The organism is Pseudomonas sp. 65/3-MNA-CIBAN-0223 (assembly GCF_040310425.1).
GTDB classification, from domain to species: Bacteria; Pseudomonadota; Gammaproteobacteria; order Pseudomonadales; family Pseudomonadaceae; genus Aquipseudomonas; species Aquipseudomonas gregormendelii.
On record NZ_JBEOPV010000008.1, the window covers coordinates 128,615 to 140,115 of the forward strand.

At 52.0% G+C, this 11,501-nt stretch carries 15 protein-coding genes; 9 read left to right on the plus strand and 6 right to left on the minus strand.

Translation table 11 applies throughout. The features are described from left to right. Positions 1-18: 18 nt before the first annotated feature. Positions 19-225: a co-regulatory protein PtrA N-terminal domain-containing protein gene (locus tag AAEZ09_RS11725; protein WP_050683287.1), complete on the minus strand. Its 207-nt coding sequence runs from the start codon at positions 223-225 to the stop codon at positions 19-21. A 384-nt stretch (positions 226-609) separates the two neighbouring features. On the opposite strand from AAEZ09_RS11725, the gene flgB reads away from it, so the two are divergent. After that, positions 610-1,026: a flagellar basal body rod protein FlgB gene (flgB, locus tag AAEZ09_RS11730; RefSeq protein WP_077750531.1), complete on the plus strand. Its 417-nt coding sequence runs from the start codon at positions 610-612 to the stop codon at positions 1,024-1,026. Between the two features lie 117 nt (positions 1,027-1,143). Here the strand turns inward: flgB and AAEZ09_RS11735 are convergent, their stop codons facing one another. Then, entirely contained in the window at positions 1,144-1,344 is a 201-nt protein-coding gene (locus AAEZ09_RS11735; RefSeq protein ID WP_019821359.1) for a heavy-metal-associated domain-containing protein, read from the minus strand. 364 nt (positions 1,345-1,708) lie between these two features. Between AAEZ09_RS11735 and AAEZ09_RS11740 the strand changes: the two genes are divergently transcribed. The 4 genes from AAEZ09_RS11740 to AAEZ09_RS11755 are packed head-to-tail and all read left to right on the plus strand — an operon-like array spanning position 1,709 to position 3,521. Next, on the plus strand, positions 1,709-1,984 hold the full coding sequence (locus AAEZ09_RS11740; RefSeq protein WP_050683285.1) for a metal/formaldehyde-sensitive transcriptional repressor: 276 nt from the start codon (positions 1,709-1,711) through the stop codon (positions 1,982-1,984). 20 nt (positions 1,985-2,004) lie between these two features. Further along, the gene (dmeF, locus tag AAEZ09_RS11745; RefSeq protein ID WP_077750530.1) at positions 2,005-2,925 is read left to right on the plus strand and encodes a CDF family Co(II)/Ni(II) efflux transporter DmeF; all 921 of its coding nucleotides are present in this window, start codon (positions 2,005-2,007) and stop codon (positions 2,923-2,925) included. 39 nt (positions 2,926-2,964) lie between these two features. After that, positions 2,965-3,336, plus strand: coding sequence for a hypothetical protein (locus AAEZ09_RS11750; protein WP_050683283.1), 372 nt, complete (start codon positions 2,965-2,967; stop codon positions 3,334-3,336). Between the two features lie 2 nt (positions 3,337-3,338). After that, entirely contained in the window at positions 3,339-3,521 is a 183-nt protein-coding gene (locus AAEZ09_RS11755) for a DUF1289 domain-containing protein (protein WP_050683282.1), read from the plus strand. Positions 3,522-3,670: 149 nt separating this feature from the next. On the opposite strand, the gene AAEZ09_RS11760 is transcribed toward AAEZ09_RS11755, so the two are convergent. The 4 genes from AAEZ09_RS11760 to AAEZ09_RS11775 form a co-directional block, all read right to left on the minus strand. Further along, positions 3,671-6,028 carry a heavy metal translocating P-type ATPase gene (locus AAEZ09_RS11760; protein WP_282410472.1) on the minus strand — a complete coding sequence of 786 codons (2,358 nt, stop codon included), beginning with the start codon at positions 6,026-6,028 and terminating at the stop codon, positions 3,671-3,673. Between the two features lie 2 nt (positions 6,029-6,030). Next, a complete protein-coding gene (locus tag AAEZ09_RS11765) occupies positions 6,031-6,282 on the minus strand; it encodes a DUF2933 domain-containing protein (RefSeq protein WP_077750534.1) in 252 nt (83 codons plus the stop codon). A 93-nt stretch (positions 6,283-6,375) separates the two neighbouring features. Continuing rightward, the gene (locus AAEZ09_RS11770; RefSeq protein WP_282410473.1) at positions 6,376-6,912 is read right to left on the minus strand and encodes a cupredoxin domain-containing protein; all 537 of its coding nucleotides are present in this window, start codon (positions 6,910-6,912) and stop codon (positions 6,376-6,378) included. 164 nt (positions 6,913-7,076) lie between these two features. Next, positions 7,077-7,430, minus strand: a complete 354-nt coding sequence (locus AAEZ09_RS11775; protein WP_282410474.1) for a co-regulatory protein PtrA N-terminal domain-containing protein — start codon at positions 7,428-7,430, stop codon at positions 7,077-7,079. A 207-nt stretch (positions 7,431-7,637) separates the two neighbouring features. Here AAEZ09_RS11775 and AAEZ09_RS11780 point away from each other — a divergent pair, with 207 nt between their 5' ends. From AAEZ09_RS11780 to copD, 4 genes are all read left to right on the plus strand, one after another. Further along, a complete protein-coding gene (locus tag AAEZ09_RS11780; protein ID WP_350599556.1) occupies positions 7,638-8,327 on the plus strand; it encodes a heavy metal response regulator transcription factor in 690 nt (229 codons plus the stop codon). Beyond that, on the plus strand, positions 8,324-9,712 hold the full coding sequence (locus AAEZ09_RS11785) for a heavy metal sensor histidine kinase (RefSeq protein ID WP_077750542.1): 1,389 nt from the start codon (positions 8,324-8,326) through the stop codon (positions 9,710-9,712). Before AAEZ09_RS11780 ends, AAEZ09_RS11785 begins: the two co-directional genes overlap by 4 nt. A gap of 370 nt (positions 9,713-10,082) precedes the next feature. After that, positions 10,083-10,466, plus strand: coding sequence for a copper homeostasis periplasmic binding protein CopC (gene copC / locus AAEZ09_RS11790; protein WP_282410475.1), 384 nt, complete (start codon positions 10,083-10,085; stop codon positions 10,464-10,466). A 3-nt stretch (positions 10,467-10,469) separates the two neighbouring features. Then, entirely contained in the window at positions 10,470-11,408 is a 939-nt protein-coding gene (gene copD, locus AAEZ09_RS11795; RefSeq protein ID WP_282410476.1) for a copper homeostasis membrane protein CopD, read from the plus strand. The last annotated feature ends 93 nt before the right edge of the window (positions 11,409-11,501 follow it).

Genomic DNA, 11,501 nt, shown 5'->3' on the forward strand with positions numbered 1-11,501 from the left:
GGGAATGTACCCAGCTATTTAGCAATTCTTGTGGTCCATCGCTTTGGCTTGGCTTTCTGCGACGGGAGGTTGGGAGCTTTGCGTTTGAGCTACTTGGTACGACTCCATCGAATTATTCCTAGCCACTTCCATACGTGCGAACGCCCGGTCACCACCGCCTTCAGCCATAGCCAAAGAAGAGACGGTCAGGGCTGCGATGACGAACAAAGTTTTGATGGGGTTCATTTGAATTTCCTCGGATGAGTATTGGTAACCCCTCGAATCCACATCAAGTGACAATTCTTAGGGGAGAGCTTAAGGCTCAATAGGACTATAAGACTCATACCCTGTCAGGAACCTTAGGCCAATATTACAGTTGTGTCAGGTTGCGATATTTCTCTTGAGGAACACGCTATTTAATCCGTAAGGTCTCGATCTTCCAACGTTACACCGCTATTAACTGAGTATCAGTTGAGGCGCTTAACATTGTAAGTGTCCGTTAGCTTTCAAGGTGCAGATGTTTTTTTAGTTTCTGCACTGGAACTGCATATGTGAGCCTGGATGCACCGCGTCAACACTTAAGTGTTCGATGCTCATGAAAAATAGCAACGCTACTGAGGGTGATTGAGTGTGAGTATTAATTTTGAGAAAGCGCTTGGCTCCGCAGAAAGAGCGTTAATTTTTCGTAGCCAAAGAGCTGAAATCTTGAGTAACAATATCGCAAACGCTGATACGCCGAACTTCAAGGCCCGAGATTTAGATTTTTCTACTGTGCTTTTGCAAAGCCAGACAAAAGAAACTCCTGCTACTCCGATTTCTTTGAAAACAACAAATGTAAAACACATTACCGGAAAAGAATCAGTAAATGATATTTACGGAGGTGCTTTGCTTTACAGCACACCAGCTCAACCTGCCATTGATCAAAATACTGTCGATCAGCAGGTCGAGATCGCAAAGTACACAGAAAATGGAATACGTTTCGACGCCGCTTTTACTAGGTTGAATGGAGCATTCAAAGGTTTGCTCAAAGCTCTGCGAGGTGATTAGTAGCGCAAGGGCTTGCGAGCGGTAATTGTGGCCGACGTGGCTGCTTCGGTACTTCCTGAGGGTTAACCAAGGGGAGCCCCTGTATACGGGGCTCTGACCATGGAAAGGTGCCAGCATTCAAGCACTGATCTGGGAAGGAAAACCTAACGCCTCGACAGCTTTACGAATCTGCTCTGGGCTTTCGCTGCTTTCAACACTCACCTTACCGGCTGACCGATCCACGGAAACGGTAGCTTCGTTGTCCAGTGACTGAATCGCTTTGGTGATTTTGCTGACGCAACTGCCGCAACCGATGCCTGATACATCTAAGACGAACATGGTTATTCCTCTCGTGCTGAGCGGTCTCTTTTCACCGCACCGATAGCATCAACGTTGACACGACGGCAAGGTCAACAGTTATATGTTTCGGGTTGTGAGTGTCATTGACGGGTAATTGCACAGACTTAATCACTCGTTTGCATTTGACCTGATAAACGATTTGCAGCGTATTCGACCAATACGCTTCTTGGTCATGGCCGGGAGAGAACGGTCAGAGGCGGACATTCCAGCTACTCTCGCTCCTCACTCGCAGTTGAAGCCTCTTTCCTGCCAGGCACTGTAGATGCTCTCTCCGCTCCTTGGTCTTGCATAGGTATAGGGGGTATGCCTATCATGCACAATACATAGCTAGGGGGGGTATCCTATGGGCCATATTGCAGCAAACAAAGAAAATCTTCTCAAACGCGTAAAACGCATAGCCGGACAAATCCAAGCCGTTGAACGGGCATTGGAATCGGATCTCGATTGCGCCAAAACACTACACCTTGTTGCTGCCACTCGCGGAGCAATCAACGGCTTAATGGAGGAAATCATCGAGGACCACGCGCGGGAGCATGTCGCGAACCCTGCGCTCAGCGAAGAAGAGCGTAACAAGGGCGTCGAAGAGCTTCTTGAAGCCATTCGCCGTTACGCCAAGTGAACGCATCTAGGTACACACTCATGAGCAGCACCAACATCAATTACACACACGACCACGTGTTCCTTGGCTCAGCGCACGACGAAAATGCCAAGCGTACGCTTTGGGTTGTGGCACTGACGGTGGTGATGATGGTTGGCGAGATCACCGCCGGCTATATCACGGGTTCGATGGCGTTACTGGCCGATGGCTTCCACATGGCAACCCATGCCGGCGCATTGGGCATCGCGGCGGCCGCTTACGGATACGCAAAACGCCATGCTTCCAGCCAGCGCTACAGTTTCGGTACCGGAAAGGTTGGAGACTTGGGCGGATTCGCCTCGGCACTGATTCTCGGTATGGTCTCCCTGGGAATTGGCATTGAGTCTGTCATGCGCCTCTTGCAGCCAACGGAAGTTCAGTTCGGCACCGCTACGCTCATCGCGATTGCCGGTTTGATCGTCAACATTGTCAGTGCCTTGTTGCTGGGCCACGGGCACAGTCATGGGCACGATCACGATCACGATCACGGCCATGCCCACCACGGGAACGACAACAACCTGAAATCGGCCTACGTCCACGTCATCGCAGACGCGCTGACTTCGGTTCTGGCCATTGCTGCACTGCTCGCCGGCCGGTATCTCGGCTGGGTTTGGCTAGACCCGGTCATGGGCATTGTCGGCGCCATTGTTATCGCGCGCTGGGCATGGACCTTGATGGGGGCAACCGCAGGAGTACTGCTGGATCAGACAGACGCACACGTTGCCGAGGAAATCCGCGAACTGGTTGAGAAACCGGGGGATGCCACTATCACGGACTTGCACGTCTGGCGGATTGGACCGCAAGCCCATGCGGCCATCGTCAGCGTCCTTGGTGAGGCCACTGCGAACGCCGATAGAATTCGTGAACGTCTCAAGCCGGTCTACGAAGTCAGCCATCTGACGGTCGAGTTTCGACCTGTCTGATTCAGCGCCCCCCCACCATTGTCTCCAAAGGAACCCGCAATGCCTCCAGGGAAACGTGAACTGGCACGAATCGAACGTCGGTTGATGACCACGCTCACCGAAGCATGCGAAACAGCAAAAGGTGAAATCGAAGGCTTTACCTGGCTCACTCATGCCGCTGACCTGAACGCATTGGCTGAAACCCTGAATGTAATCTGGGTGTTCGAAACCCAGGCTGACAGAAAGCGCGCCCTGGTTAACGCTAAGGCGCGCATCTTTGAGTTGACGGCCTTAGCGTTGAATGAGGCCAACATCGATCTGATCCCTTCAAACCTTAACGTCCGCTTCGACTCTGAGGAGGAGTGTCAGCGAACTCACGGAGGTGACTGGAACACCCGCCTGACTCAATCACGTGTGTCCAAAGGTGGCTGACAATGGCTAAAGAAATCGAGAATCCCTGCATCTCAGTTTGCCAACTCAGTGGTGATCTGTGTGTGAGCTGTGGGCGAAGCAAGGAAGACATCAGAAAATGGAAACGCATGAAGCGGCCTGAAAAAATGGCCGCTGTTCAAAGGGCGAATGTGCGCTTGAAGGGACTGAAGAAAGCACATGGGTAGTCACTTGCCCAGGTTTACCGCTTTGGGTCGTTATGAGCCCCTCAGCTTTGATGTCTGGTTGGTCAAATTCTCAATCGCTGATCAGTCAAATGCGAATGACTGGTCAGGTCGTATGCAAACGCATGGCAAGTGCGCTGCAATTTTGAAGCTCAGTCAATTCGGGTATTCCTCAGTCTCAATGCATTGAAAACTACAGATGCAGAACTCACGCTCATGGCTATGGCAGCGATCATGGGCGACAGGAGATGTCCCGTAAGTGGATAGAGCAAGCCTGCGGCAAGAGGAATGCCCATTGAGTTGTAAAGAAAGGCGAAACCCAAATTTTGCCGCATGTTTTTTACTGTTGCGACCGAAAGAGCCCGTGCTCGTAAAATCCCCATCAGGTCGCCTTTTACCAGCGTGAGTTGCGCGCTATTCATCGCCACGTCAGTCCCTGTCCCCATGGCTATGCCCACATCTGCTCGCGCCAGGGCCGGTGCATCGTTGATACCGTCACCAGCCATGGCAACCTTCCTGCCATATTGCTGGAGGTCTGCGACCAGACGTTCCTTGTCCTGAGGTTTCACTTCACCGTGGACTTCTTCAATCCCCATCTCCCTGGCGACAGCCCGAGCGGTGGTGAGCCCGTCGCCAGTAGCCATGATAATTTTGATGTCATCAGCCTTGAGCTTGGTGACTGCTTCTTTGGAGGTCGGCTTAATTGGATCTGATACTGCCAACAACCCTGCCAATACCCCGTCGACTGCGAGGTAGATGATGCTGATGCCATCAAGTCGCAACAACTCTGCACGCTCTTGTAGGGGCTTAGTGCTCACGCCTGCGGCTTCCATCAACGCGGTGTTCCCCAGCTGGATCTTCTTGCCATCAACGATGCCACTGACCCCGATACCTGAACCAGACTCAAAGGATTCTGGCTTGGTGAGCTTAATGTTCTCGGTTCGGGCGTGATCGACGATTGCATGAGCCAAGGGATGCTCGCTGCCCTGATCAAGGCTGGCAGCCAGCTGAAGAACATCGTGGGGATTGAATCTGGGTGTGGCCTCCACACTGTGAAACACTGGCCGCCCCTCTGTCAGCGTGCCTGTCTTATCGACAATCAGCGTGTCGATCTTGCAAAGGTTTTCGATGGCACTGGCATCCCTGAACAGCACACCCATGCTAGCTGCTTTACCTGTCGAAACCATGATCGACATGGGTGTAGCAAGACCCAACGCACAGGGGCAAGCGATGATCAGCACGGCGACAGCGTTGATCAGACCAAACACCCAGCTGGGCTCAGGGCCAAAAAGCCCCCAACCAACAAATGTCAGTATCGCAATCGCGATAACACCCATCACAAAGTAGCCGGCAATCGAGTCGGCCATTCGTTGCATTGGTGCTTTGGAGCGCTGAGCCCGAGCGACCATCTGTACGATCTGTGACAGCATGGTCTCGGCGCCGACCTTCTGCGCCTCCATTACCAAGCTCCCATGTGTATTCAGCGTGGCGCCGATCAGGCTATCTCCAGCTCTCTTCATTACCGGCACTGGCTCGCCAGTGAGCATGGACTCATCCACCGCACTTTCACCCTCCAGTACTGAGCCATCAACTGGCACCTTTTCACCAGGCCTGACCCGCAGATGGTCTCCAAGGTGGACATGGGTGAGAGGAATGTCTTCTTCCTGTCCATCGGCATTGATCCGGCGTGCGGTCTTGGGCGACAGGCCGAGAAGGGACTTAATGGCGGCGGAGGTTTGCGATCGGGCTTTGAGCTCAAGAATCTGCCCAAGCAAGGTGAGCGAGATGATGACCGCAGCGGCTTCGAAGTAGACGCCGATACGTCCATCTTGCATAAAGGTAGCGGGAAAGCTTTGGGGTAAGAACGTTGCCATGACGCTGTAAAGGTAGGCTGCGGCGGTACCCAAACCAATCAAAGTCCACATGTTTGGACTGCGATTTCTAATAGAGGCTATGCCCCTTACAAAAAAGGGCCAACCTGCCCATAAAGTCACCGGTGTCGCCAGAGCGAACTCGATCCAGTTTTGGATCGAGCCATGGAGGAGTTGTAACGAGTGTCCCGCCATGGCGAGCACGGTCACTATCACGGTTAATGGCAGCGACCACCAAAAGCGGCGGGCGAAATCCCGGAGTTCAGGATTTTCTTCTTCATCGAGCGCGGGCATGACCGGCTCTAATGTCATGCCACATTTAGGGCAGTTGCCGGGTCCGGACTGGCGTATTTCCGGGTGCATCGGACAGGTAAACTCAGTGCCTGTTTGTACCGCAGAATCTGGAGTGGTGACGCGGGATTCGGCGCTCGAAACATTACCGCTGAAGCGTTCAGGATCAGCTCGAAACTTCTCCTGGCATTTCAGGCTACAAAATTGATATGCCTGTCCCTGATAAGACTCACCAAATTTACTTGGTGAAGTGACTGCCATTCCGCACACCGGGTCACGCAGATCATCGTCATTGAGCGGAGCAGCATGGGCGTGACTGTGTTCGTGGTGGCTCGATATGGTAGGCATGGCTATTTCCCTTTTTCGTCCTTGTTGGTTGCTGTCTGATCGCCATGGCTATGTCCGCCATGTCCATGTCCAAAAAAATGCATCAATGGACAGATCAACAGAATCAGATAAGGCCAAAATGGATAAACGTGGCTGAAATGCTCCCGCAAAACGTAAAAGGCACCAATCGCAATAAGCATGATCAGTACAACGCCTGTTTTGCGCCTCCAAAATGGGGCGGTGGTGTTTCCATCCGGATGCTGATGGTTATTCATGATCTATACCCCACTGTGTGAGCATTGCTGTGATCTCTGCGACAGAGCGTAGCCAACTCTTGTATCGAAGCGGTGTTAGCAGCCAGCTCTGGCTTATTTCAGGTCAAACTGACCGACCATCCCCGATTGATAATGCGCCGGCATGTTGCAGGCAAACTGAAGCCCAGTGCTGTTGTTGAAGGTCCAGATTAACTCCTGGGTTGCGCCTGGCTCGATCAGGATGCTGTTCGGGTCGTTGTGTTCCATTCCGACCATCTTCATTCCACCCATGCTGTGGCCCATGTCGCTCATCGCTTTCCCGGTACCAGTGGGGGTCAGCGTCCCGTTCTGGAGCATGCTTACCATTTCTTTTTGGTGCGCTGCATGAGCAGCGGCTTTGCCGATGTTGAACTCGTGCAGCATCAAACCCTCATTGTGAAGGACAAATCGAATGGTTTCACCAGGTTTTACGTCGATGCTTTCAGGCTTGAAGAAAAGATCACCCATCTCAACCTCCACCGTACGGGTAACCTCAGAGGCGACTCCAGGACGACCGATGTCCTCTTTCCCATGACCTACGCCGGCCATGGCCGTTGCACCGAATAGCAGGGTGATTGCTGCGATGACTGGGGTAACGAGCTTAGCTTTCATGGTGACCTCGGGAGTAAGTGGGAAGCACCGGCTATGCTAATGATGCGGAGCTGCCAGTTAACTGACCTGAACATTACATTTCCGTCAGTTTTCGAAATAAATACGGCGTCCAGATGACGCCGCATTCAACAAGACTGTTTAAAAAGCTCTTTCCAGCGAGTTGCTCACTGGTGGTTCTCTGAAAGCATCAGCTTGTGCTCGCGTTGCATTTGACTCAGAACGTCGTCGACAATTTTGTCGTGTTTTTCCATCCAGGTCAGGTGCTGCTGGGGTGACATTGAGGCGTCTGGATGATCTTTATGGAGTTGGCTCATGATGTCGCCGAGCATCTTCATATGCTCGGCCATGTGGACATGACGTTGTCCTTCAGGGGCTTTTTCAGCTTGAATCAGTACGGCTTCAGCCCTGTCGCGCAGGCCTTCCATACGCTCTATCACCCGGTCTCCGCCACTTTCAGCCCATACAGAAGCTGAGACGAGTATTGAGCTCACAAAAAACAGCATTTTCAGGCGATTCATGGGGGCAACTCCTTATGGAATGATTTTTCCGGCTCCCAAACGTTTCATGCTGAAGAGTCGGTCGAGCACCAGGAAGTACTCATGCTTGAACCCTAGACAGCGCTCGCTGACATCTACCTGAAGCCAATATTACTTTTCTGTCAGTTGCTGGTTGGCTGGCGTGTTTCGTTGCAGACTGCGCTTCATCATTATCCGAGAGCCACCCTCATGAGACTTCTGGTTGCTGAAGACGAACCCAAAGTAGGTATCTATTTGCAACAAGGACTCACGGAGGCGGGGTTCAATGTGGATCGCTTTACCAATGGCAAAGTGGCGCTACAGCACGCTTTGAGCGAGGCCTATGACCTGCTGATTTTAGACGTCATGATGCCCGGGCTGGATGGCTGGGAAGTACTTCAGAAGGTTCGTGCATCCGGAAAAGATGTTCCCGTGCTCTTCCTCACGGCGCGGGACCGCGTTGAGGATCGAGTGAAAGGACTTGAACTCGGGGCAGATGATTACCTGATCAAACCCTTCGCATTTTCTGAACTGTTGGCTCGCGTCAGAACATTGCTGCGTCGGGGTAACGGCGCTCCCTCGCAAACCTATATGAAATTGGCTGATCTGGAGGTGGACCTGCTCAAGCGTCGGGCCATTCGTGGAGGTAAGCGCATAGACCTTACGGCCAAAGAGTTTGCGTTGCTTGAGCTGTTGCTACGACGTCGAGGGGAGGTGCTGCCAAAGTCACTTATCGCCTCCCAGGTTTGGGATATGAACTTCGACAGCGATACCAATGTTATCGAGGTTGCAGTGAGAAGGTTGAGAGCCAAGATAGATGACGACTTTGAGGTCAAGTTGATTCATACCTCAAGGGGAATGGGTTACATGCTCGACGCACCTGATTCGGAGTCGGAATGAACCGGATGTCCCTGACGACTCGCATGAGTCTGATGTTCATGCTCGCGGTAACGGCCGTTCTCACCGTTGCCGGACTCAGTTTCAATAACCTCAGCCGGCATCACTTCAAGATGCTGGATCAGCAGGCGCTGAACGAAAAACTCCATTCGACTCAAAGAATTCTAACGGGGTTGAACAGCATTGATCAATTCAGTGATGTTAAGCCTGAGCTGGAGGCGCTGCTTGGCGCTCACCGTGATTTGACTGCCCTGATAATCGATGGCGGCGGCAAAATACTGTTTGCTGATCCCGGCCCCGTCGATGTTCCGGAGGAATTCCGCACAATCCCAAACAACAACGTCTGGGAGTGGCGAGATCAAGAGCAGATGTTCCGTGGCGTGACAGCACAAGCCGTTGTGACGGGGCAAGACAAGCCATTGACTGTCATGTTGATCTTTGACGTTACTCAGCACATGTCCTTTTTCGAGACGCTAGAGCGATGGTTTTGGATAGGGCTGGTGATCAGCGCGCTGGTCAGTGCGGCGCTGGGCTGGATGGTTGCAAGCAGTGGCCTGCGGCCTATTCGCCAAGTCACTCAGGTCGCGGCCTCAATGTCAGCTAAATCACTCAAAGAACGAATTCCATTAGCACCGGTTCCCAAAGAACTTCAGCAAATGGTGCTGTCATTCAACGCAATGTTATCTAGGTTGGACGATGCGTTTGTTCGCTTATCGAATTTCTCTGCGGACATTGCTCACGAGTTGCGGACCCCCGTCAGCAACTTGATGACCCACACGGAAGTGGTGCTTTCTAGAAAAAGGAATATCGAGGACTACGAAGACAATCTGTACTCAAATCTTGATGATTTGAAGCGTATGGGGCGAATGATTGATGACATGCTTTTTCTGGCGAAGTCTGACAATGGTCTGATCACGCACGAGAACAAACCGATAGACCTGGTGGAAGTCGTAGAGAAATTGCTCGAATACTACCGCCTGTTGGCTGATGAGCGAGGTATTGAGCTCACGGTTTCAGGAAGGGGCAGTGTTCGAGGCGATGTTCTTATGCTCCACAGAGCCATTTCTAATCTGCTCTCAAATGCGCTGCGCTACACCTATGAAGGGAAGTCCATCAGTGTCGATATTCAGCAGAAGGAGATGTCGGTATTGGTCGTTGTGGAGAACCATGGAGAGCCCATTGCTCCCGAACACCTTGAAAAGCTGTTCGATCGCTTTTACCGCGTGGACCCAGCTCGGCGAGAAGGCAGTCCAAGCAACGCGGGGCTAGGTCTGTCGATTACACGATCAATAATTGAAGCGCATGATGGCAAGATATGGTGTACGTCCTTTAGTGGAAAAACGGCCTTCCATCTAGAGTTTCCTAGTGTTGACTTGAAGGTCAGCTGATCAACGGCGCATTTGTGATCAACGGCGATCTCTCAGCCTGCGCCCAGCGTCCACTTTCGTTATTTTTGAATGAGTGAAAACCCTGGTATCGCGGGCACGCGGTCTCGTCTTTAAATCCCGCTACGCCCGCCAATTCGCGGCCAAGCACCCGCGTCAAGCTGACTGAAATGTAATCGAACAGTTTGCGTTCGTGTGGCATCGTGTTCTTGCACTGTGACGTTGGGGCCTAGTGAGTTTCTCGTGTTCACCCTGCCCTAGAACAAGGAGGCTACTAGCTAATCATCAGTGGTTTTAACAAGAATCGAAAAGTAAAAACTAGATATTCCCAAACAAACCTCGAATCAACAGCTCTTGCTGTGAGGAGCCTTGCATGTCATTCCTTAAAACTACGACCGTAGCTGTTGCACTTACCGCTGGTTTGCTTCTGAGTGCAGTTGTTCAAGCACATCCAAAGCTCCTTTCTTCGACTCCGGCAGAAGGCTCGAATGCGGCGGCCCCTTCGAAAATTGAACTGCACTTTTCTGAGAATCTCACCACTCAGTTTTCCGGTGCAAAACTGATCATGACCGATATGCCTGGCATGCCGAACTCCCCAATGGGTGTTAAGGCCGCCGTCGCTGGTGGCGGTGATCCGAAAACGATGGTGATTACACCGGCAGCACCTCTGACCACCGGTACCTACAAAGTCGAATGGCGTGCTGTCTCCTCGGATACTCACCCGATCACCGGCAACTTCTCATTTAAAGTGAAATGATTTATGAGCGACTCAATAAATATTGTGGTTCGCTTTGCTCTTTATTTCGACCTGATGTTGTTATTCGGATTGGCAATTTTCGGCTTGTACAGCCTCAGGGGAAAGGAAAGAGTATCGGGCACGGTCTTGAATTTTGAGTCGCTTCTTTACGGTACTTCTGTTGCAGGTGTAGCTCTATCCCTTGTCGCCATGCTGTTGCTTGCGAAAGCAATGAGCGGTGTGTCGGAGCTTATGGAGCTACATCACCATATTTTTGAAATGGTCCTCATGGGGACCGACGTCGGGTTGACCTGGATGGTCCGAATAGCTGCCTTGGTGTTGGCAATTATTGGCGTCGCGTTGAATAAGCGATTTCCGACACCCAGTCTCTGGATCGTCACCGTATGCGGAGCGATTGCGTTGGCGACGTTGGCTTGGACAGGGCACGGCGCCATGGATGAAGGCAGCCGACGCTACTGGCATTTCATCACCGATATATTCCATCTTCTAGCCGCAGGTGGCTGGCTGGGTGCTCTATTGGCATTCGCTCTACTGCTGCGGTTGAAATCGCTAAAGGGCGAACAAGAAGCTCGAATTCTTGCACGGGTGCTGACTGGTTTTGAATCGGCCGGCGCTGTAATCGTAGTGATTATAAGCATCACAGGCGTAGTGAATTACCTGTTTGTCATCGGTCCAAATCTCGATGAAGTGATGCTCACTACGTACGGTGTACTGCTGTTTTTGAAGGTCCTGCTCTTTGCCGGGATGATCGTGTTAGCCACGCTGAACCGCTTTCACCTAAGTCCGGTATTGGAGCGTTCAGTTCGAAATGGAGAATACTCTGCCGCGGTCAATGCTTTGCGCCGCAGCATGACACTCGAGTTTTCAATGGCAGTCGTCATAATTTGTCTTGTCGCATGGTTAGGCACTTTAAGTCCGGAAATGGAAATGAGCGCGGAATAGATGTACCTGACTTCGGAGAGGTGACGAGCTTCTTGGAAACCTGCATCTCACCTGACCCGAACGCGTGTTGCCGCTGACCGAAAACTGACCCAG